This window comes from Psychrobacillus sp. BL-248-WT-3 (assembly GCF_012843435.1).
In the GTDB taxonomy this organism is placed as follows: domain Bacteria; phylum Bacillota; class Bacilli; order Bacillales_A; family Planococcaceae; genus Psychrobacillus.
This window is the reverse complement of sequence record NZ_JABAFC010000011.1, coordinates 1-22,848: the sequence shown is the minus strand read 5'-3', so window position 1 is coordinate 22,848 and position 22,848 is coordinate 1. Positions and strand designations below refer to the sequence as shown.

At 37.3% G+C, this 22,848-nt stretch carries 16 protein-coding genes; 6 read left to right on the top strand and 10 right to left on the bottom strand.

Going from position 1 to position 22,848, the window contains the following annotated elements; genetic code table 11:
* Nucleotides 1–207: 207 nt before the first annotated feature.
* From HF876_RS07955 to HF876_RS07940, 4 genes are all read right to left on the bottom strand, one after another.
* A complete protein-coding gene (locus HF876_RS07955; protein ID WP_169359536.1) occupies nt 208–1,875 on the bottom strand; it encodes a b(o/a)3-type cytochrome-c oxidase subunit 1 in 1,668 nt (555 codons plus the stop codon).
* 1 nt (nt 1,876) lies between these two features.
* Nucleotides 1,877–2,353, bottom strand: coding sequence for a cupredoxin domain-containing protein (locus HF876_RS07950; protein ID WP_169359535.1), 477 nt, complete (start codon nt 2,351–2,353; stop codon nt 1,877–1,879).
* Nucleotides 2,354–2,373: 20 nt separating this feature from the next.
* On the bottom strand, nt 2,374–2,496 hold the full coding sequence (locus HF876_RS07945; RefSeq protein ID WP_169359534.1) for a cytochrome c oxidase subunit 2A: 123 nt from the start codon (nt 2,494–2,496) through the stop codon (nt 2,374–2,376).
* A gap of 518 nt (nt 2,497–3,014) precedes the next feature.
* Nucleotides 3,015–3,473 carry a chemotaxis protein CheX gene (locus HF876_RS07940; RefSeq protein ID WP_169359533.1) on the bottom strand — a complete coding sequence of 153 codons (459 nt, stop codon included), beginning with the start codon at nt 3,471–3,473 and terminating at the stop codon, nt 3,015–3,017.
* Between the two features lie 334 nt (nt 3,474–3,807).
* On the opposite strand from HF876_RS07940, the gene HF876_RS07935 reads away from it, so the two are divergent.
* The gene (locus tag HF876_RS07935; protein WP_169359532.1) at nt 3,808–7,416 is read left to right on the top strand and encodes a dynamin family protein; all 3,609 of its coding nucleotides are present in this window, start codon (nt 3,808–3,810) and stop codon (nt 7,414–7,416) included.
* Nucleotides 7,416–8,231, top strand: coding sequence for a rhodanese-like domain-containing protein (locus tag HF876_RS19250; protein ID WP_169359531.1), 816 nt, complete (start codon nt 7,416–7,418; stop codon nt 8,229–8,231). The genes HF876_RS07935 and HF876_RS19250 overlap by 1 nt, the downstream gene beginning before the upstream one ends.
* Before the next feature lie 370 nt (nt 8,232–8,601).
* On the opposite strand, the gene HF876_RS07925 is transcribed toward HF876_RS19250, so the two are convergent.
* Nucleotides 8,602–8,943 (bottom strand): hypothetical protein, encoded by a 342-nt coding sequence (locus tag HF876_RS07925; RefSeq protein WP_169359530.1) that lies wholly within the window; start codon nt 8,941–8,943, stop codon nt 8,602–8,604.
* 246 nt (nt 8,944–9,189) lie between these two features.
* Between HF876_RS07925 and rlmN the strand changes: the two genes are divergently transcribed.
* Entirely contained in the window at nt 9,190–10,260 is a 1,071-nt protein-coding gene (gene rlmN / locus HF876_RS07920; RefSeq protein ID WP_169359529.1) for a dual-specificity RNA methyltransferase RlmN, read from the top strand.
* A 22-nt stretch (nt 10,261–10,282) separates the two neighbouring features.
* Here the strand turns inward: rlmN and ytzI are convergent, their stop codons facing one another.
* The 3 genes from ytzI to ilvA all read right to left on the bottom strand — a co-directional run bounded on the left by ytzI (nt 10,283) and on the right by ilvA (nt 13,507).
* On the bottom strand, nt 10,283–10,435 hold the full coding sequence (gene ytzI / locus HF876_RS07915; protein WP_169359528.1) for a YtzI protein: 153 nt from the start codon (nt 10,433–10,435) through the stop codon (nt 10,283–10,285).
* Between the two features lie 155 nt (nt 10,436–10,590).
* Nucleotides 10,591–12,081, bottom strand: a complete 1,491-nt coding sequence (locus tag HF876_RS07910) for a catalase (protein WP_169359527.1) — start codon at nt 12,079–12,081, stop codon at nt 10,591–10,593.
* A gap of 163 nt (nt 12,082–12,244) precedes the next feature.
* A complete protein-coding gene (gene ilvA / locus HF876_RS07905; RefSeq protein ID WP_169359526.1) occupies nt 12,245–13,507 on the bottom strand; it encodes a threonine ammonia-lyase IlvA in 1,263 nt (420 codons plus the stop codon).
* 195 nt (nt 13,508–13,702) lie between these two features.
* Here ilvA and HF876_RS07900 point away from each other — a divergent pair, with 195 nt between their 5' ends.
* The gene (locus HF876_RS07900; protein WP_169359525.1) at nt 13,703–14,491 is read left to right on the top strand and encodes a DeoR/GlpR family DNA-binding transcription regulator; all 789 of its coding nucleotides are present in this window, start codon (nt 13,703–13,705) and stop codon (nt 14,489–14,491) included.
* Nucleotides 14,492–14,892: 401 nt separating this feature from the next.
* Here HF876_RS07900 and lepB read toward each other — a convergent pair whose 3' ends face one another.
* The gene (gene lepB, locus HF876_RS07895) at nt 14,893–15,459 is read right to left on the bottom strand and encodes a signal peptidase I (protein WP_169359524.1); all 567 of its coding nucleotides are present in this window, start codon (nt 15,457–15,459) and stop codon (nt 14,893–14,895) included.
* A 76-nt stretch (nt 15,460–15,535) separates the two neighbouring features.
* Complete coding sequence (gene gltC / locus HF876_RS07890) at nt 15,536–16,438, bottom strand: glutamate biosynthesis transcriptional regulator GltC (RefSeq protein ID WP_169359523.1); 903 nt, start codon at nt 16,436–16,438, stop codon at nt 15,536–15,538.
* A 120-nt stretch (nt 16,439–16,558) separates the two neighbouring features.
* Between gltC and gltB the strand changes: the two genes are divergently transcribed.
* Both gltB and gltD read left to right on the top strand, forming a co-directional pair.
* A complete protein-coding gene (gene gltB / locus HF876_RS07885) occupies nt 16,559–21,088 on the top strand; it encodes a glutamate synthase large subunit (protein ID WP_169359522.1) in 4,530 nt (1,509 codons plus the stop codon).
* A 70-nt stretch (nt 21,089–21,158) separates the two neighbouring features.
* Nucleotides 21,159–22,640 carry a glutamate synthase small subunit gene (gltD, locus tag HF876_RS07880; RefSeq protein ID WP_169359521.1) on the top strand — a complete coding sequence of 494 codons (1,482 nt, stop codon included), beginning with the start codon at nt 21,159–21,161 and terminating at the stop codon, nt 22,638–22,640.
* Nucleotides 22,641–22,848 lie beyond the last annotated feature (208 nt).

The following is a 22,848-nucleotide window of genomic DNA, read 5'->3' as shown; positions in this document are numbered from 1 at the left end:
TGATAAATACATTTTTAAAAGGGAGTGCTCTAAAAGTCAGAAATTTGGCTTTTACGGGTAGTCCCTCTAACGCCTTGTCCATACATAGAAACTACTAAAGTTTGTAAACGACGAGATGATCAACAAGTGCAAGATTATAAAAACAAAAAGAGAGACTGTTTATATGAATAGTCTCTCTTCCATCGTATATATTTAAAAGAATGATAGTTACCAGAATTTATAACCTTTTGAACCTGGAGGAGCATTTTGAATCATATCAAACACCGGAACCGTATAAGCAAATAAAATTAAGAAAATACAAATCGTTAACCATATTTTCCAGTTTTCGAGTGCCATCGGTGTTTTTTCTGCATTTTCGGATACTTCTCCAATTGGAAATTCTGTATCACCTTTAGGAGCAAACCATACTAATTGAGCTACTATATATAAGACTAAGATGATACCGATGAATAAAATTGTACCGCCAACTGCTTGTGCGATTTGGTACGGAACCCACTCGGCTGCCTGGGCAGATTCACCATAGGTTGAGAAATCTGATCGGCGGGGGGCTCCCAATAATCCAGCAATATGCATTGCCCCAGACATGATGGACATACCTACTGCCCAAACAATACCTTGTATAATAGCTAGCTTATTCATTTGTTTAGTCAACACTCTACCAGTAAGGTGAGGGATTAACCAATAGGCTGCTCCAAAGAATGTTAAAACGACAGTTGTTGCTAAAGTAAGATGGAAATGACCTGTAACCCAGATAGTATTATGTACTACTTGGTTCATTTGGTTAGATGCATTGATAATACCACCAGCCCCAGCAGGGATGAAGGCAGCCATTCCGATAAATGGTACTAGGAATCGCGCATCCTTCCAAGGTAGCTTTTTAAACCATCCAAATACGCCTTTTCCTCCAAGCTGTCTTCCACGAATCTCAAATGAAGCAAACATAGAGAAAGCAGTCAGAAGGGAAGGTATAACTACCATCATTGTTAAAACAACTTGCAAGTACTTCCAAAATGAATCAATACCTGGCTCTGTCAATTGATGATGGAATCCAACTGGGATAGAGAAGATTAAGAACAGCATAAAGGATAATCTTGCTAGTGCGTCCGAATAAATTTTACCTCCAATAATTTTCGGGATGATCACATACCATACCATATAAGCTGGCAATAACCAGAAGTATACTAATGGGTGACCGAAATACCAGAAAAGTGTACGAGAGAGTAAAACATCGATTTTATCTACCCAGCCTAAAGACCATGGGATTAATTGGAATACTACCTCGACTGCTACACCAAGTGAACAAATAATCCACATAGTTAAATTTACAATAACCATAAAAGTTAATAATGGGCTAGGTTGCTTTGGATTTGCTTTACGCCATTCCATATATTTCATGATCAGGCCAGCTCCGCCAATCCATGAGCCTACTACAACTAATGCCATCCCAACATAAAAAATCCAATGCGCTTGAAGTGGTGCATAAAAAGTATACAACACAGATGCTTCGTTTAATAAAACCATTACTGCAGCAGCAGTAGTCCCGGTTGTCATTGTCCAAAAACCAATCCAACCTAGTGTTCTCTGTTTATCTGTTAATGTGCCGGAAGTACGGCTAACAGCAGCAATTTGAAAACCAAATATAAAGTAAGTAGTTAAAATAAGTCCTAATAAAACACCATGAACAGTTAATAATTGATAGTAACCTATACCCCAAGGAAGGGTGAATTGCCCAGAACGTACAAGGGTTTGTAAGAGTCCGCAAAGTCCTCCAATTAATAGTGCAATAAAAGCTACATGAATATGAGCCATTGCAAGCTTGCCATCACGACGGTCAACTTTCACAAAGCTTTGGGCTTTTTCTGTTATTGTTGCCATGTTACTCAACCACCTTTAACTTCGATGTCATAGACGTGTGTCCTACACCGCAATATTCGTTACATAAAACTAAATACTCTCCAGCTTTATCTACAGTTGTTACATATTCTGAAACGTAACCTGGTTCAAGCATCATATTAATATTTGTATCTACTATCTGAAAGCCATGTATAACGTCTTTCGTTGTAGCTATAAATTTAACCGTAGAACCTAGTGGAACTTCAAATTCTTGTGGGTTATAGAAGAATGCGGATGCAACTACTACTATCTCATAATCCCATTCTTTACCTTCTACTTTGTGAACTCCTGGGTTATTGAATGGAGCAATCTCGTCTACTCGCTCATGATCAATATATACTTTTGCACTTGGTGGATGTGAACCATAGTGGAAGGCGCTAAAACCAACTATTATTAAAAATAAAACTAGTGAACTAACACCAAATGTTATCCACCATTTTTCATACTTGTGAATATGCATAACCTTTAACCTCCATTAGTTTAAAATCTGTCAATAAATAAATAGAATGCGAAAAACCAAGTGACTAAAATAAATATACCGACAACGCTAACTGATATAAGCGTCCCTTTTAGTTCTGGTTCTTTATTTTGTTTTTTGGACATCTGTCTTACACCTCCAAAACTTTCCTTCTTTTTCTATAGGTACATCATAAATTTAAAAAAACAAAGTTGATGTGATATTTATCACACATACAAAGGTTATATGTGAAGATACTGTGAAATAATTTGAAAGTAACAGAAAAACAAATAGGGAATATGATAAAAGTTATGATTTACGTTATTTTTTATCGGGGTAATTGAAGTGTATAGAGGATCAATGCACTTTTATGTTGGCTTTGTTAAAGAGTAGGGTTGATTTTATGATGCAAAGCAAATTCCATAGCGCCAGACGGCGCTTTCCTTGGGGTGAGCGATAAGCCACCACCCATCGCTTACGCGCGTGGTTGTGATGTCTTATCTGTCTCACCAGTCTCTACTCGCTTTAGCGAGAACAACTGCTATGATGCAATGAAAAAAGCCCTAAAAATTTTACTATTTGTAAAATTCTAGGACTTTTAACTTATAGGGATGATTTTGTACCATCCTCTTTGTTTATAAAAATATAAAAATTATGTATAGCACTATTCATCCTCATCAATCGTTAAGATGATAGCCATCGGACCTATGTCAGTAACTTCTACGGGTAGAAAGAAAGCCTGTTGGAAACCATATAACTTACTTTGTCCTACAATTACAGTAGGAGGGGTTATATCTATTTCTAATCCTTGTTGTGCAACAACCGTACATAAATTACCTGCAATCATGTTTCCTAGTTCGCCTGTAAAAGATTCAAGCATTTCTCCCTCTAAAGGCATACCAAACATAGATGCACCAACAGAAGAAAAATAATGAGAAGATGCATCTATTATAATTCTTGCTTTCATATCGCCTACAATACCGATCAGTACAGCCATTTCCACTACCTCATATGGTTGAGACAAGAGAGTAGGTGGGGTATAACTAAGGTTTAAAGGGATGACTGCTTTTATAGATTGAATCGTCCCATTCAATATAGTTTGTATGTTCCTAGAAAGAGTCATCTTTTTCCTCCAAGTAGTAAAGTTGAATCAATTTTAGCATAATATGTAGTCAAAAAGAATATATTTTATAGTCATTTGTGAATTGTTATGTTATCATTTAAATGAGAATGAATATCAAGTTCAGTTGAGAGGGAGATAGTCATGTTATATATTTTAATTGGCTCAACAGTTGTTATTTATAGCGTAGTTACAAAGCATGTATTAAGTTCAATAACACCTCATTCAAAATAAGAATTATTTATGTGATGACTTTATGACAATAAAGTCATCTTTTTTTATATTTTCTGATATGATATACATATTGTTTATTAGATAAAAAGGGGAAAAATTTCAAATGGATCAATTAGAAGAACTACAGAATATTAAACAGAAAAACGCTTTGCTTGCAGCTATCTTTAAGCAAAACAAGGATAATGAAAGATATGCCAAGTCAAAGCTATTTGCAGATAAATTAGAAAAACAAACATTTACCATTGCTTTTGCTGGTCACTTCTCAGCAGGTAAATCTAGTATGATCAATGCACTCGTAAATGAACAACTGCTACCGACTAGTCCCATACCTACGTCGGCTAATATTGTAACGGTAAATAAAGCAGATGAAAATTATGCGATTGTCCACTTTGTGGATCAGTCTCCTGTTAAATTCTCAGGAGAATATGATATACAGCATGTAAAAAAATATTCAAAGGATGGTAGTAAGGTTTCTCAAATAGAAATTGGACATAAAACATCTGGGCTTCCAAAAGGTATTACCGTTATGGATACGCCTGGTGTTGATTCTACAGATGACGCTCACCGAGTGTCAACAGAGTCGGCGCTCCATCTCGCAGACATCGTATTTTATGTGATGGACTATAACCATGTACAGTCTGAATTGAACTTTCAATTTACGAAACAATTGCTGCATTACAATGAAAACATATACTTAATCGTTAACCAGATTGATAAGCACCGAGAAGAAGAGTTGTCTTTTACTGCTTATAAAGAATCTGTGTCATCTGCTTTTACCGCTTGGAATGTTGTTCCAAAGGATATTTACTATACCTCTTTAAAAAACAGAGAGATGCTACATAATGACTTTGAGCAAGTAAAACAAATTGTAAATGATTCAATCCTTCATAAAGAAGAACTTTTTTTACTTTCAGCTACAGCTACATTAGATAAACTAAAAGATGAGCATCTGGCATTTTTAGAAGAGGAAAAAAAAGGTTTACAGCATGAGCTAAGTTATTTATTAACCGAGGAAGATTGGATTAATGTCGAAGAAATCTTGGAACAGTTTGAAGTCTCTGAGAAACAAAAAAAGCTTCAAGAAAGCGACGCTTGGAAAAAGGTATTTGAATCTAACAGAAAAGAAATCTTAAGCAATGCCTCGATAATGACGTATGAAATTCGGGAGAAGCTAAAGAGTTATGCGGAAAGCAGGCAGGATAACTTCAAAGTTGGCTTCTTATCGAGTAAGAAAAAGACGGAACAAGAAAGAAATAATAGGTTAACAGAGACAATTGAGCTACTAGAGACAATTGTTTCCACTCATATTACGGCACATATTAAAAACTTAATGAAGCGGATGCTAAAAGATGTTGGTTTATTAAATGACAGTAAGACAAGTGAAATAAATAATATGTCATTTTCCTTGCCATCCGAAATTATCGTAGATACGATCCATAATGGGGCTAGTACAACTGGTGACGCGATATTAAATTATGCAAATCGTGTAAACGATGCAGTTAGCCGATACTTTGTAAAAGAAACGGAAGCTTGGAAAGAAGAAAATATTCAATATATTGAAGAGAATTCTTCTACTGAAGACGAGCAGTTTAATAAGAAAACGGATACTTTAAGAGAAAAACAAGAAGCTATTTTAAAAGTGACAGAAATAGAGAAAAGGGTAGAGGACCTTAGCAAGTTATTAATAGCTCCTACTCTTCAAATTCGAAAGGATAGTGTCGATCTTTTAAGTGAGTGGAACGAAGAACGTCAATTGTTCGAACGTTCTATTGTGGAATATGTAGAGACAACTGAAGAGGAAGAAGAGGCAGTTAATGCTGTCGCTACTGAAGAGGAGAGATCTGAGGAAGCTCCAATATTAGCATTTGATGAAATTATTCACCGTGCAAATAAAATTGGAGAGATTTTAAAAGAGCTCCCTGACTTTCAGGAAGCTGCTTCCATTATTAAGAAGAAAGCAATGCGGGTAGAAAACCAACAATTCACTATTGCGCTTTTTGGAGCTTTTAGTGCCGGAAAATCAAGTTTTTCTAATGCACTGATGGGAGCTAATGTGTTGCCTGTATCACCAAACCCTACTACGGCAACCATAAATAAAATACATCCCGTAACAGATACTCACTTGCATAATACGGCTGATGTTAGCTTGAAGACGCAAGAACAGCTTTTAGAGGATGTTAAGTATGCCTTTGAACAGTTAGGAATAACTATTACTTCTTTAGAAGAAGCCTTCGAAAAAGCTCCAGCTGCAGTAAAAGAGAACTCTACTGAGGAAGTTCATAAATCCTTTATTAACGCATTTTATATCGGATACCCTGCTGTAAAGGACAAGCTGGGAGAAGTTTTAAATGTAGATGAAAAGGAATTTTCTCTTTTTGTCGCACAGGAATCTAAAAGCTGCTTCGTAGATTTTATTGATTTCTATTTTGATTGTGAGTTAACAAGATTAGGAGTAACTTTAGTTGATACTCCGGGAGCAGACTCCATAAATGCTAGACACACAGGAGTCGCTTTCGACTACATTAGAAACGCAGATGCAGTATTATTTGTGACGTACTTTAACCATGCTTTTGCTAAAGCAGATAGAGAATTCCTAATCCAGCTTGGCCGTGTGAAGGACTCTTTTGAGCTAGACAAGATGTTCTTTGTAGTAAATGCAATTGACCTTGCAAGCAATGAGGAAGAGGCAGATTTAGTAAAACAATATGTTAAGGACGAGCTACAGCGTTTTGGTATTCGTTTCCCTCGAGTGTTTGGTGTCTCTAGTCTTCAAGCTTTGCAAGAAAAAGAAAATAAGAAGCAGCTACATAAAGGAATGGAGCAGTTTGAAAAATCATTCCATCAATTCTTAGAGCAGGATCTTAAGCAAATTGCTGTCATTGCTTTAGAAGAGGAATCGAATCGCCAGAAAAATAAATTGTTATCTCTCATTCAACAAACCGAGGCTAATCTAGCTCGAAAAGAAGAAAGACTGACGGAGCTTACTAATCAAGAAGCAAAAATAAGAGAACGATATACACAGTACAACGCTATATCCTTAACAAAGGATACAACGCAAGAGTTAGAATCGCTACTTTTTTATGTTTTACAACGTGTGTATTATCGCTTTAATGAATTTTTCAAGGAAGCTTATAATCCTTCCCTGTTTTCTAATCACAATGCTTCTGTTGCTTTAGACATCGCTCTAAAAGATATTCTTCAAATGATCCGGTTTGATTTGGAGCAGGAGTTACGTGTAACCAACTTCCGAGTTCTTCAATTTATCCAGAGACAAATAACCCAGCTGGACAAGGAAGAAATGAGAATCTTAAAGGATTGGAATGGAAGCTTAACGTTTAGCCCTCATGAAAGTGAGGACTATGAATTATTAGAGTTTGTAGGGCCTTTCCAAGACAAAGATAAATATAGTCACGTAAAATCATATTTTAAAAATGCTAAGTCCTTTTTCGAGAAGAATGAAAAAGAAAAGTTAAGGGATACTTTGTCTGAGGAAACAAAAGTAGAAGCAACAGCCTATATCGAACAAGAGAAACAAAGATTAGTTGAATGGCTAATCCATTATGCTGATCAAGAAATAGAGCGAGCTCGTATAAAATGGTTGAATGAATCATTACAACAGCTTGCTGCTGAGCGAAAACTGTTGGAGCAAGAAGAGACGTTGAACCGCTGGAAAGATATTTATCAAAAAATTCAGGGTGGAGGTAATGCTTAGTGACAAAGGTTTTTATCGAACTATCTGAGATTGATGTTAATACTACAAGGTTTATCGATACACGCTTTAACCTGGCTGATTCTAAGGCTGGATTTGATTTGTTTCAAGATGGGCATGTAGAAGGTGCGGTTTACTGGGACTTAGAAAAAGATCTTTCTAACATGGAGGATGTTCAAGGTAGACATCCAATGATTTCGAAAGAGAAAATGACAGAACTCGTACAGAGCGCAGGACTATCATTGGATGACCAAATAGTTATATACGATCAAGGAGCAGTACCTTTTTCTTTAAGAGCATATTTTTTACTAGAGTGGGCAGGCTTTAAGAATGTTAAAGTTTTACGTCAAGGTTTTGAAGAAATAAAGAAAGCTCTTCCCATTTCTAAAAATGTAACCTATTATGACAAGACGAGAGTAGTTCCAAGTTGGAATGATAATATATTGTTAAATATGGACGATGTCCGTGAGGTTGTAAAAGGGAACAAGAAAGGTCAGTTAATCGATGCACGTGCAGCTGCTCGATTCAGAGGCGAGATAGAGCCAATTGATCCGATAGCGGGTCATATCCCCACAGCAATTAACTTTGACTGGGAACAATTAAAGCAGGGTAGTACTTTTTTAGACAAAGATTCATTAACTGCAAAGCTAAGTGAGCTAACGAACAAAAAGAAGCCAGTTATCGCGTACTGCGGAAGTGGGGTAACTGCAGCTCCATTATATGCAACCTTAAAAGAAGCAGGATATGAAGATGTTAAATTATATGTTGGTAGCTATAGTGACTGGATTCGCGAGAACGAAATAGAAACATCTATATAACTAATATAAAAATAAATATGAGGCTAGGCTGCCAATTATAAACCTTAAAAATTTTACTACCTGGTAAGATTCCGAGGATTCTATTCTAATCACCTAGAGTTGTTTTCCGATACAGCGGACGCTTTCTGAGGGGTCTGCTAACAACTAAAATGGAGAAATGTCTTAAAAAACCGTGAAATCAAGTTGCCGATTTCACGGTTTTTTTAATGTTTAGGAAATTATGAAATTCTGAACCTGTGGGTAAATTGATGTCTAGCTTCATCGCCTTGCCCCTCGGGGTCAAATGGATAAAAGCTCCGGTGGCTGAGGAACTGCCTCCTCGCTTTTCTTCATTTGCCTGTCGGGGCAGACATAGGCGCTTGCGCTTTTCTTAACGTACAAAAAGATACTTCTTATTAATATAGCTGCTTTCTTCAGTAGCAATTACTTCAGCATATGGAATACCAAATAGAGTATAAGCAGTAATCACGGAATATTCAGCTTGACCCGTATTTTCATCTATGATCGTATCATTAACCTCATATGAGACAACCATGAGATTATCAATCGAGTGTTGAAAAGTATTAATTGTATTCCCTAAAAAAGTATCATTCATCTGCGTATTGGTAATCCCTGTAGGTAGAAATGCTGCAAAACAAGTAATGAATACAATTACTTTTAAAAATGCTTTACCAGGATGGAAAAATGCTCTTTTTCTTTTCATAAACTTCATAATCGATATCTCCAATCTTTTATACACGTTCTATTAGCTTATTCATCATAATTCCTTTCAATGAATGATATTATCGTCAGTAAAAGGAAATAGGACTAATATCTTTAATTTCCAGTGTATTTAAGTTAGTATTGGAAAGACTAAATGATATCTTTTTAAATATTTTTCCTTTATAATTAATTGTCGTGCAAGAGAATTTGGTGTATAATAGGCGAATTGTATGTGTAAGAAAAGAGGGGCTAAATAATGAAAAAATCAATTTATGGTCTAACTAGAGACCAATTAATAGAATGGTTAATGGAACATGGTCAAAAGAAATTCCGTGCGGAACAAGTATGGGATTGGTTATATATTAAACGAGTACAAAGCTTTGCGGAAATGAAAAATGTAAACAAAGACTGTTTGGATCTTTTAGAAGAAAATTTCGTTATCCAAACGCTAAAAGAAAGTGTAAAACAGGAGTCTGCAGATGGAACGATTAAATTCCTTTTTGAAATGCAAGATGGAAATTTAATCGAAACAGTATTAATGCGTTTTAAATACGGTCTGTCCGTATGTGTAACAACTCAAGTTGGCTGTAATATCGGCTGTAGCTTTTGTGCAAGTGGTCTTTTAAAGAAGAGTCGTGACTTAGATGCTGGAGAGATAGTTGGACAAATTATGAAGGTTCAAGAGCATTTAGATCAGCTTCAAAAAGACGAACGTGTAAGTCATATCGTAGTAATGGGTATTGGCGAGCCATTTGACAACTACAAAAACCTTATGAACTTCTTAAGAACAGTTAATGATCAAAAAGGACTTGCAATTGGTGCACGTCATATCACTGTTTCTACAAGTGGGCTAGCTAAGAAAATTATTGACTTTGCTAATGAAAATATTCAAGTAAATCTTGCTGTTTCTTTACATGCTCCAAATGACGAGCTTCGTTCTCAAATCATGGTTATCAATAAAGCCTTCCCAATTGAGAAAGTAATGGCTGCTGTTGACTATTATTTAGAAAAAACAAACCGTCGTATTACATTTGAGTATATCCTACTTAAAGACGTTAATGATCATGTGGAAGAAGCTCAGCAGTTGGCTAAGCTATTGGAAAATAAGCGTCATCTTTCATATGTTAACCTAATTCCTTATAATCCGGTAGATGAGCATGGACAGTACCAACGTAGTACTGAAAAATCCATTAGTGCTTTCTTCCAAACATTAAAGAATAAAGGAATAAACTGTGGAGTACGTATGGAACAGGGTACTGATATCGATGCAGCCTGTGGTCAATTACGTAGTAAACAAATTAAAAAAGAAAAAGCGGGAACAAAATAATATATTAGAAAACGCATCTGCCTCATTCAGGCGGATGCGTTTTTTGTTTCTTATCCATTTTGTCAGGATGTTCATCAATCGTATGCTTATAAGCATAGCCCTTGTTAATAGTGAAAATCGTTAAAGCTAGAACTATGACGAATATAATAATACTTATTATTATGACAGTACCCATAAAAAGATATCCTCCTAATTCACGCATTATAGTTACATCATAGCACAAATGGCTTTAGTCAATCTGAGTCTAAAAAGTGGCAACTTATATAGGAAAAGCGAGATATGGAAGCTCATAAAAAGGCTATCCTCTTCAAGAGGATAGCCTTACTAAACTTATACAGTTGCAGTTACGTTCATAACTTCTTCAATTCTTTCCCATGGAAGTTCCATTGCCGCAGCAACGCCTTGACCATAAGCAGGGTCTGCTTTGTAGCAGTGAATGATGTGACGGATTTTAATGAAATCTTCTACGCCATTCATATTACGAGCAGTATTTTCAAAAAGGACTTGCTGTTGCTCAGGGTTCATAAGATTGAACAATTTACCTGGTTGCTCAAAGTAGTTGTCGTCATCTTCACGGAAATCCCATTGAGTTGCTGCCCCATCAAGAGATAAAGCAGGTTCTTTATATTGAGGTTGATCTTTCCATTGACCATAGCTGTTTGGCTCGTAAGTCATGGTGCTTCCTTTATTGCCATCTACACGCATAGCACCATCGCGGTGGTAAGAGTGGAATGGGCATTTAGGTTGGTTAACTGGAATTTGATGATGGTTAACACCTAAACGGTAACGTGCTGCATCTCCATAAGAGAATAGGCGACCTTGTAGCATTCTATCTGGAGAGAAGCTGATACCAGGTACTACGTTAGCTGGTGTAAATGCAGCTTGCTCTACTTCTGCAAAATAGTTATCTGGGTTGCGGTTTAATTCGAATTCTCCAACTGGAATTAGTGGGAAATCTTTTTTATACCAAACTTTTGTTAAATCAAATGGATTGTAAGGCATATTGTTAGCTTGTTCTTCCGTCATTACTTGGATATACATTTTCCATTTAGGGAAGTTACCTGCATCAATTGCTTCCATTAGGTCACGTTGGTGACTTTCGCGGTCTACACCTACGATGTCAACAGCTTCTTGGTCAGTAAGGTTTTCAATTCCTTGCACTGATTTCATGTGGAATTTAACCCAAACACGTTGGCCTTCCGCGTTGATCATTGAGAATGTATGGCTTCCAAACCCGTCCATCGTACGGTAGGATTTTGGTAATCCACGCTCACTCATTACGATAGTAATTTGGTGAAGTGCTTCCGGAAGAGAAGTCCAGAAATCCCAGTTGCTATTAGCGCTACGCATATTTGTGCGTGGGTCACGCTTAATGGCATGGTTTAAATCTGGGAATTTTAGTGGATCACGGAAGAAGAATACTGGTGTGTTGTTCCCAACTAAATCCCAGTTACCTTGTTCTGTATAGAAACGCATTGCAAATCCACGAATATCACGCTCAGCATCCGCTGCACCACGTTCTCCAGCAACAGTTGAGAAACGTACGAACATTTCTGTTTCTTTTCCGATTTCTGAGAATAGACTAGCGCAAGTATATTGAGTAATATCATGAGTTACAGTAAATTTACCGTAAGCACCTGAGCCTTTCGCATGCATACGACGCTCTGGAATTACTTCTCTATCAAAGTGTGCTAGTTTCTCTAATAACCAAACGTCTTGAAGTAGAAGAGGACCTCTTCGACCAGCTGATTGTGAGTTTTGGTTATCTACTACTGGTGCTCCAGCTGCAGTTGTCATTTTGTTGTTTTGATTTTCAGACATTTAATTTCCCCCTAGATTAGAATCTTTATAATACAAGAATTATTATATCAAAGGGAAAGTGATAATGCTAGAATTAGATTATAATAATTTTTATCTGTACATAGTTTGTGAACAATTTTTGGCGCCATTAAACTAATATAAATGTTGATATAAAGCTATTCTTCTATATTAATAACTCAAAAAGCGTGCTATCTTTATTCACTTCCTTATAAGAAAATCCATTTTCATTCATTCTCATTAAGAGTCCTGAATAATCATTACTAGTTTTCAATTCAATACCTACTAATGCAGGTCCGCTTTCTTTATTGTTTTTTTTCGTATATTCAAAGGTTGTAATGTCATCATTCGGACCGAGTACTTTATCTAGGAATTGTCGTAAAGCTCCAGCTCTTTGTGGGAAGCTCACGATAAAGTAGTAGAGTAGACCTTCATGAATCAATGACTTTTCTTTAATTTCTTGCATTCTTCCAATATCATTGTTACCACCACTAATAATACAAACTACAGATTTTCCTTTAATTTGTTCCTTATAAGAGTCAAGCGCTGCTACTGATAATGCTCCAGCAGGCTCTGCGATAATAGCGTGTTTATTGTACAGGTCTAAAATGGTAGTACATACCTTTCCTTCTGGAACAAGTGTAATATCATCCACGTATTTGGCTACCACTTGATGCGTTAGCTTTCCGACGCACTTAACCGCTGCCCCATCTACAAATTTATCTATCGTTTCAAGTACGATTGGCCCGCTGTTTGCTATTGCTGCCTTCATACTTGCTGCTCCAGCAGGCTCTACACCAATAATTTGTGTGCTAGGAGATAGATTCTTTATATAGGAAGAAACGCCTGACACTAGACCACCTCCACCAATGCTACTAAAAACATAATCTAGCTTTTCATCAATATCATTCATAATTTCAACTGCGACTGTACCTTGACCTGCAATGATATCTAAATCGTCAAAAGGGTGGATAAAGAGTCGATCATTCTCATTTGCGTAGGCAACGGCACTGCTAGCTGAATCATCAAAAGTATCACCAGCTAGAATAATTTCGACAAACTCACGTCCAAACATTCTTACCTGTTCAATTTTTTGACTCGGAGTAGTCAATGGCATAAATATTTTTGCGGATATTCCTAAATGGGCACAGGCATAAGCCACTCCTTGGGCATGATTTCCTGCACTTGCACAGACCACTCCTTTTTTACAGGCAGCCTCTTCAATAGTTTTTATTTTATAGTAAGCTCCTCTTAGTTTAAATGAGCGAACATGTTGAAGATCTTCACGTTTAAAATATATATTAGCCTCGTATTTCTCCGACAGATAGTCGTTTTTTTGTAAAGGTGTATGTAACACAACCTCTTTTAAAAATTGATGCGCTCTTAACACATCTTCAATTTGAAGTAATTTTGTCTCCGCCAGTTGCATTAGATGACCCTCCTAATTTTAATTATTCGTATATTTTAACACACTACAGCAGTAAACCCCTAATATATTTTTGATAATTCAAAACAATGTAATATTTCGATCATTGTTAATTACGCTCAAAGATTTTTGATTTTTCTGTTAATTTAGAACATAATATGTTCAAAGCTAACAATATGCTATATGGAGGAGATAAATTTGCTTCCTGATAACAGAAAAAAGATAATAATGGATGAGCTTTCTATTAAGGGTAAGGTTGAAATACTAGAGCTTGTAGATCTTTTAGATGTTTCTGCAATGACTATAAGGAGAGACCTAGACGAACTAGAAAAAAACAAAAAATTAATTAGAACTCATGGTGGAGCGGCACTCCCGCAGGTTATCGGAAGAGAGCAATTATTTGAACAAAATCTTTCGGAAACAGATCTGAGGAAAAAAGAAATCGCCAAAATTGCTGTTACATTAGTACAAGACGGAATGAGTGTTCTTTTAGATTCTGGTACTACTACATTAGAGATTGCTAAAATTTTAAAAGTACGTTGCAATCTAACGATAGTTACGAATGATATAAAAATCGCTACAGAATTAACTAATTCAAAATTAGAAGTAATTCTACTTGGTGGTAAGGTACAGACTGAAGACGGTGTTATAGTAGGGTCTTTTGCAGAAAATATGTTGGAAAATATGTTTGTAGATATTTTATTTCTTAGCGCTGATGCAGTAGATGCTGTTCACGGTGTAACATCTGCAAGCTTTGAGAAAGCGTCCATAAAAAGAGCGATGCTTCACATCAGTGAGGCTGTCTACTTAATCGTTGATGCTCATAAATTTGGCAAAAAAGCCTTTTCCAAAATAGCTGATTTTGACTCAATTACAGGTATTATCACAGATAGCACTATTTCCAAAGAGGAAGAAGACATTTTTCAAAGGAAATCTACGTTATTAAAGGGGGAGACGAAGGAAAGAGACATTATTAAAGATCAATGATTATTTTGGTATATTACAGGTGCCTGGCACCTGTAATATACTAGACCTGTAATAGATAGAAAATATAAAAATAATATTAATGTTATCCTACAATAGTTTGAAAATGTTCTTAATATAATGTAAAGATTGTATACAGTTTTAAATAGACAGAGAACAACAAATACACCATGTAGAGGCTGCCTTTCTCAATAAGAACTAAATACAAAAAAAGCTTCGAAATTTTACAAATGTAAATTTCGAAGCTTTTAATATTTATAATGGATTTGTGGATCTCTACTAATAAGAAGGGATAGTCTTAAGAATGGAATATTATATCACTTAATTAATCTGAATGGGTACTAGTCTTTTGCTAACAAAATTAAAAATTAAAGAACTACTAGTTTATTCTAACGCAGCCTATACTACTTAATAAAACCGAAGTTATTTAAGGGATAATACGTCATGTTCACGGTACCGAGTACTATATCCATAGATATGAACCCAACACTAGGCTCTCGGCTGTCATTACTAAAGCGTCTATTGTCTCCAAGTACAAATAACGAACCCTCCGGTACTACTAATTCACCTAAGTATTCTTCAAGGGTAAAGTCCTGGGTTAGCGTGCCATGATCAATTAATTCCTTTTTCAATTCATCTAAATAAGGCTCATCATATTTTTTTCCATTTATTAAAAGCTCATCATCTTTATAGGTAATATGGTCGCCTGGTAAACCTATAACTCGCTTGATGTAATTAGTTTCCTTATTAACCTTAAAAACAATAATATCAAATCGCTCGTAGTCATTAAATTTAGGACCGATTTTATTGACCATCACCTTATCTCCATTTTCAAAGGTAGGAAGCATAGAAGCACCTTCCACTTCTATAGGTATAAACAAAAAGAAGCGTATTCCAAAGGCAAGCAAAACAGCAACTCCAATTGCTCCGACCCATTCCCGCAATTCGTTTTTTTCATTCTTTGTTTTCAAATTTCCTACCTCACATTTCTACATTCTCTTCCATTTATTTTACCACAATATAGCAATAATGGCCTATTAAATGGCCTTACTGATATTGATTCAATAGCTTGAAGAACTGTATGGTAAAGTCGTGGAATACCTTTTCTGATGGAGACAAATCCCTCGTCACCGGACTAATCATACCTACTGTCCTTTGGAGTGGTGGAGATATGAGAGGAACCTTAGTTGTAAATCTAGGGATAGAGTCATAGAAAGTACTGTCTGGTAGTATCGTGATTCCTACACCGGCAGCAACTAGACCTTTTATGGCAACCATATCTTCTCCAACAGATGAACTTTTAGGCGTAAACCCTACGGAATGACAAGCATCATAAACAAGTTTATGCAATATATATCCTTTTGGAAATAGAACAAAGTCTTCTTCTCTCATGTCAATTAAGGGAATATTTTCTCTTTTTGCAAAACGATGGTTCGTAGGTACTAGTACAGAAAAGTTTTCCGAAAACAAAATGGTGGTATTAATAGTATTATCCTTTGGAGGAAGTGGACCTAAAAAAGCGATATTAATATCTCGTTTTTTGACTGCCTCGATTAAATGATTATAAGAGCCTTGTCTCAATTGAAATGCTACGTTAGGATGCTCCTTTTTAAAGGCAGAAATAACCGTGGGGAGTAAATGGCCAGCCAAACTAGTTGGGAAACCGATTTTAATAGTTCCTTTTTCTGGATCTAGATACTCATCAATTTGTTTTTTGGCAAAATCGATTGCTTGTAGTGCAGACAGGCAATGCTCTAAAAAAATCTTACCTATTGGCGTTAATTTTACATTTCGCCCAATACGTTCGAATAATTCCACACCCAGTTCACTTTCTAGATTAGCGATTTGTCTACTAACTGCAGACTGTGCGACGTGTAAATGAATAGCTGCATCCGAAATATGTTCTCTTTCGGCTACTTCTTTAAAGTACCTTAATTGCCTGATTTCCATAGTTTTCTCCTAACCTATCTCAAAAGTAGATTGTTTATATCCAAATTATATATTGTTTATATTATTTTGAAAACATACAATGTTCCTAACACACTTTTTTGGAAAATGGAGGTCGATTGCATGACATTTCACCAATTACCTGGAGCGCAGGGCATGTATAATCCTGAATTAGAGCATGACGCCTGTGGGATAGGTTTATATGCTAATATAAAAGGCTTACCAACACACGATATAGTAAAAAAAGGCTTAGAAATGTTATGCCGGTTAGACCATCGTGCAGGAAAAGGCAGTGATGGCCAAACTGGAGATGGAGCAGGACTCATGGTGCAAATACCTGATGTTTTTTTTCGGGTTGTTTGCAGTCAATGGGACCTTCCAGAAAAAGGACAATATGGAGTAGGAATGTTGTTTTTTACTCAGGATGATGAGGAAAGACAGGCGATAGAACTAAAAATAAATGAGACGATTATTTCTGAAGGGCAAGAGCTAATCGGTTGGAGGACAGTTCCTACTGATAAGAGTAAGTTAAGTGAATCCGCTAGTGAAACTGCACCTGTAGTGCGACAAGTATTCATCAAGGCTAAAGACTTTCAAGACTCGCTAGCGTTCGAGCGTAAGCTCTATGTCATCAGAAAACTAGTGGAGCATTGGGCCCAGCAGGAAGCAAAAAAATTCTACTGTCCAAGTCTTTCTAGTCAGACAATCGTTTTTAAAGGAATGTTAACTCCTAAAGAAGTAGACGAGTTTTATGTAGATTTACAAGATGAACTTTTTACTTCTGCATTTTCTTTAGTACATTCTCGTTATAGTACAAACACATTCCCTAGCTGGGAGCGTGCTCATCCAAATCGCTACATCGTTCATAACGGGGAGATAAATACGCTTCGAGGTAATGTCAACTGGATGAAGGCCCGTGAGCAACAATTCGTTTCGGATGCCTTTGGTGATGATTTAGAAAAGCTACTTCCTGTCATTGATCCTAATGGAAGTGATTCATCTATGCTCGATAATGCATTTGAATTTTTTGTTTTAGCTGGCAGGTCTCCAGCGCATACGGCGATGATGCTTATCCCAGAGCCGTGGACAGAGAATCCACACATTTCACAAGAGAAAAAAGCATTTTATGCTTACCACAGCTCTTTAATGGAACCGTGGGATGGTCCAACAGCTATTTCATTTACAAATGGAAAGCAAATTGGGGCTATTTTAGACCGCAATGGTTTACGGCCGGCACGTTATTATGTCACAAAAGATGACTATATTATTTTTTCTTCCGAGGTTGGAGTAGTTGATATTGAGGAAGAAAATATTCTTTATAAGGAACGTTTAAGCCCAGGAAGAATGCTGTTAATTGATTTGGAGCAACAAAGAATTATTTCAGACGAGGAAATTAAATCTGAGATGGCAAGAGCACAACCATATCAGCAGTGGTTAAATGATCATCAATACAAGGTAATAGCTGAGGAAGATATACAGGAAAATGTAGAGGACCTATTGTTCCGTCAAAAGGCATTTGGTTATACGTATGAGGATATACACAAATACATTCTGCCAATTGCTATAGAAGGAAAAGACCCTATTGGTTCAATGGGGAACGATACTCCGTTAGCTGTTCTATCCGATAGACCGCAATCTCTTTTCAATTATTTTAAACAGTTATTTGCGCAAGTAACTAATCCACCAATCGATTCTATCCGGGAACATATTGTTACCTCGACGATGACGTTGCTTGGTGCAGAAGGTGACTTACTTAACCCTGGAGAGCTCAATGCTCGTCGAATCTATTTGGAAACACCTGTTTTAACGAATGGACAGCTTCAATCCATAAAGGATTTGAAGGATGAAAGTTTCCGAAGTGGCACTATATATATTAATATGTTTGAAGATTTGGAAAAAGATTTAGAGAGGATCTCTAAAGAAGCAGATGAGCTAATAGATAAGAACGTATCGCTTATCATTTTGTCAGATAGATCATTAAATGTGTCACAACCGACTATACCTGTTCTGTTGGCAGCCAGTAACCTGCATCAGCACTTGCTCCGAACAGGAAACCGTACGAAGGTGAGTATAATCGTTGAATCCGGGGAAGCAAGAGAGGTCCATCAGTTTGCTGCTCTCATCGGATATGGGGTGGACGCGATTAATCCTTATCTTGCATATGCAACTATAGCGGAGGCAATCCATGATGGCCATTTAGAAAGTACCTATGACGATGCAGTTGCTAAGTATAGCAAAGGTGTAGCAGAAGGCGTCGTTAAGGTAATGTCTAAAATGGGAATATCCACAGTACAAAGCTATCGTGGAGCACAAATATTTGAAGCGATAGGTATTGGCCATGATGTCATTGAAAACTATTTCACAGGCACAATTTCTCAGCTTGGTGGAATCGGCCTGGAAACGATTCGCGAAGAAGCGATTCGAAGACATCTTTTAGCAGTAGAATCTACTGTCGATGCTTTAGATTCGGGCAGTGATTTCCAATGGAGAAGTACAGGAGAGCACCATGCGTTTAATCCTAAAACAATTCATACCCTTCAATGGGCAACGCGACGAGGAGACTATGGACTTTATCGTCAGTATGCAGAAATGGCAAATGAAGAGAGAATCGGCTTTTTAAGAAATCTTCTTACTTTTAAAAAAGGGTCGAAAAAGATTCCACTAGATGAAGTAGAATCAGTGGATTCCATTGTAAAGAGATTTAAGACAGGTGCGATGTCATTTGGTTCATTAAGCCAAGAAGCTCATGAAACGCTAGCGATCGCGATGAATCGTCTTGGAGGGAAAAGTAACAGTGGAGAGGGCGGAGAAAATCCGAATCGATATGTGTTAGATACCAATGGAGATAATCGTCGCAGCTCTATTAAACAAATTGCTTCCGGCCGTTTTGGAGTAAACAGCCACTACTTGGTTGAAGCCGATGAGCTTCAGATTAAAATGGCTCAAGGAGCAAAGCCAGGTGAAGGCGGTCAGCTTCCAGGCAATAAAGTATACCCATGGGTAGCAGATGTCAGAGGCTCGACGACAGGGGTAGGTTTAATATCTCCACCTCCCCATCATGATATCTATTCCATCGAGGATATGGCCCAACTCATTCATGACTTAAAAAATGCAAATCGCTCAGCTAGGATTAGTGTCAAGCTAGTTGCAAAATCTGGCGTAGGAACAATTGCTGCGGGTGTTGCTAAAGGTGCAGCGGATGTAATTGTAGTAAGTGGGTACGATGGTGGAACGGGAGCGTCTCCGAAAACAAGTATTAAGCATACAGGACTACCTTGGGAGTTAGGCCTTGCGGAAGCTCATCAAACATTAATGCTAAATGGGCTGCGAAACAAAGTAGTACTTGAAACAGATGGCAAACTCATGACTGGTAAGGATGTCGTTATGGCTGCCTTGTTAGGAGCAGAGGAATTTGGTTTTGCGACTGCCCCTTTAATCGTACTTGGATGTGTCATGATGCGTGCTTGCCATATGGATACTTGTCCAGTTGGAATAGCAACACAAAATCCAGAGCTACGAGATAAGTTTAGTGGGTCTGCGGACTATGTTGTAAACTTCATGAAGTTTGTAGCAGAGGAAGTAAGAGAGTATATGGCTTTACTTGGTATTCGAACTGTAGATGAATTGGTTGGTAGAACGGATCTATTAGAAGTTAGCGAGCGAGCGAAGGCTCATTGGAAAGCGCAGCAATTAGATCTATCTGTATTGCTTTATCAAGTGAGTGGGGACCGTACTTGCAAACAAGCTCAAGACCATCAGCTTGAAAAGTCATTTGATATCAGAGAGTTACTGCCACAAGTAGAAAAAGCTATCATTCATAAAACGAAGGTAGATTTAAACTACACTATTGCTAATACTGATCGGGTTGTAGGTACTATTATAGGGAGTGAAATCTCTAAGAAATACGGAGCAAGCGGCTTACCTGATGACTCGATTACTCTACGCTTTAAAGGTGCGGCAGGTCAAAGCTTTGGAGCATATATCCCACAAGGAATGACAATGTTTGTGAACGGGGATGTAAATGACTATTTTGGTAAAGGAATTTCAGGCGGGAAGCTTGTAGTTACTTCTCCGTTATCGGGAACAGCAGAACAAAATGTTATAGCTGGTAACGTTGCATTGTACGGAGCAACTAATGGTTCCGTATTCATTAACGGTCGTGCTGGAGAACGTTTTGCAGTGAGAAATAGTGGAGCTGATGTTGTCGTTGAAGGAATCGGAGATCATGGCTGTGAATACATGACAGGTGGTAGAGCAGTTATTCTAGGTGACGTAGGCAAAAACTTTGGAGCTGGTATGTCTGGTGGTATTGCCTACGTGCTAGTGGATGATATAGAAGGATTCAAGTTTAAATGTAATATGGAAATGATTGGTTTTGAAAACCTTCAGTCTAAAGAAGAGATTCATAGTGTAAGGCAGCTAATCATGGATCATTATTATTATACAAGAAGCACAAAGGCTATGAATATCTTGGACAAATGGGAAGATACAGTTCACAAATTCGTAAAGGTTGTACCTAACGACTATAAAAAGATGCTAGAAAGAATTGCAACATTTAAAAATGAAGGACTGACGACAGACGAGGCAGCGATGAAGGCATTCTTATCAACATCTACAAAAAAAGTAGAAAAGAAACCTACGCTTCTGAAGTGATATTAGTCTATAAAACATTTGCTTCTGTGGAGAAAAATAAGAGCCATTTAAGGAAAGGAGGAGTTTCAATATGGGTAAACCAACTGGGTTTATAGAATATAAACGAGAAAAAGCCAAGGAAGTAGCTCCTCTTAAGCGTATAAAAAACTGGGAGGAATATGCATCCAAACTTTCGGATGAATCTCTTCGTAAACAAGGTGCAAGATGCATGGATTGCGGAACTCCATTTTGCCATATGGGTATTGAGATAAGAGGTGCGACAGCCGGGTGCCCAATTAATAACCTAATACCAGAATGGAACGATTTAGTTTATCGAGGGAAGTGGCAGGAAGCTTTAGAGAGATTATTAATGACTAATAACTTTCCGGAGTTTACTGGACGTGTTTGTCCAGCCCCTTGTGAGGGATCGTGTACGTTAGCTATTACAGATCCAGCAGTTTCTATCAAGAATATAGAAAGAACAATTATAGACAAAGGGTTTGAAAATGGATGGATTACACCTCGAATTCCTTCTGTTCGAACTGGTAAAAAAATAGCTATTATTGGTTCCGGTCCAGCAGGTTTGGCAAGTGCAGATAATTTAAATCAAGCAGGGCACTCGGTTACTGTGTATGAAAGAGCTGATCGTGCAGGAGGTCTCCTCATGTATGGCATTCCAAATATGAAGCTGGAAAAAGAAATAGTTGAGAGAAGAGTTCACCTGCTTCAGCAGGAGGGTATCGACTTCGTATTAAACACAGAGGTCGGTAAGGATATCACTGCAGATGAGCTAAAGCTTCAATACGACGCAATTATCTTATGTATTGGTGCACAGAAACAGCGCGCCCTCCACATGGATGGAAGTGATGCAGATGGAGTTTATATGGCGATGGACTATTTGACTTCCACAACCAAAAGTTTATTAGATTCAAACTTCGCAGACGGTCAGTTTATTAATACAAAGGGGAAGGACGTCATTGTGATTGGTGGTGGTGACACTGGAGCAGACTGTGTGGCAACAGCTATACGTCAAAATTGTAGAAGTGTCGTACAATTCGGTAAGCATCCACAGCTACCTGCAGTGCGAGCAGCGGATAACCAATGGCCTACAGACCCAAATATTTATAAATTGGAATATGCATATGAGGAAGCCAATGCAAAATACGGCAAGGATCCACGGGAGTACTTAATTCAAACAAAAAAGATGATCAAAGATAAAGATGGCAAGCTGAAAGAGCTTCATACCGTTCAAATGGAAAAAATATTAGGGGAAGATGGTTTCTACTTTTTTAAAGAAGTTCCAGGATCTGAGAAAGTATGGCCTGCACAATTTGTTTTTGTTGCGATAGGCTTTGAAGGTCCAGAAACTCCTTTGGCGGACCAGTTTGGTGTAAAGGTGTTAAACAAACGTATCGTTGCCTCGGCTAAAGATTATACAACGAATGTGAAAGGTGTATTTGCAGCAGGAGACGCTAGGAAGGGTCAAAGCTTGATTGTCTGGGCGATTAAAGAAGGGCAAGAGGTTGCTAAAAGAGTAAATGATTTCGTTATAAATAAATCGTTTGTAAACTAATTATTGGGCGAGAGACTACTTGATAGATCTCTCGTTTTTTCTTTATTCTATTGTGCTATCGTATTAGCATACTAAAGTTTTTCTTTTATTTTCTGTCAACTGATGGCATAATAAAAAGTAAGAGATAGAAGAGCCCAGTGGTAATATGTCAAGCGAAAAAAAGAAATGAATTGGAAATTACTTAAGTGATACTTTCCAAATGAACACT

Bases quoted from the DNA above. Each gene is read 5' to 3' on its own strand.
- HF876_RS07955 (WP_169359536.1), bottom strand. From the start codon at position 1,875: ATGGCAACAATAACAGAAAAAGCCCAAAGCTTTGTGAAAGTTGACCGT.
- HF876_RS07950 (WP_169359535.1), bottom strand. From the start codon at position 2,353: ATGCATATTCACAAGTATGAAAAATGGTGGATAACATTTGGTGTTAGT.
- HF876_RS07945 (WP_169359534.1), bottom strand. From the start codon at position 2,496: ATGTCCAAAAAACAAAATAAAGAACCAGAACTAAAAGGGACGCTTATA.
- HF876_RS07940 (WP_169359533.1), bottom strand. From the start codon at position 3,473: ATGACTCTTTCTAGGAACATACAAACTATATTGAATGGGACGATTCAA.
- HF876_RS07935 (WP_169359532.1), top strand. From the start codon at position 3,808: ATGGATCAATTAGAAGAACTACAGAATATTAAACAGAAAAACGCTTTG.
- HF876_RS07925 (WP_169359530.1), bottom strand. From the start codon at position 8,943: ATGAAGTTTATGAAAAGAAAAAGAGCATTTTTCCATCCTGGTAAAGCA.
- rlmN (WP_169359529.1), top strand. From the start codon at position 9,190: ATGAAAAAATCAATTTATGGTCTAACTAGAGACCAATTAATAGAATGG.
- ytzI (WP_169359528.1), bottom strand. From the start codon at position 10,435: ATGGGTACTGTCATAATAATAAGTATTATTATATTCGTCATAGTTCTA.
- HF876_RS07910 (WP_169359527.1), bottom strand. From the start codon at position 12,081: ATGTCTGAAAATCAAAACAACAAAATGACAACTGCAGCTGGAGCACCA.
- ilvA (WP_169359526.1), bottom strand. From the start codon at position 13,507: ATGCAACTGGCGGAGACAAAATTACTTCAAATTGAAGATGTGTTAAGA.
- gltC (WP_169359523.1), bottom strand. From the start codon at position 16,438: ATGGAAATCAGGCAATTAAGGTACTTTAAAGAAGTAGCCGAAAGAGAA.
- gltB (WP_169359522.1), top strand. From the start codon at position 16,559: ATGACATTTCACCAATTACCTGGAGCGCAGGGCATGTATAATCCTGAA.
- gltD (WP_169359521.1), top strand. From the start codon at position 21,159: ATGGGTAAACCAACTGGGTTTATAGAATATAAACGAGAAAAAGCCAAG.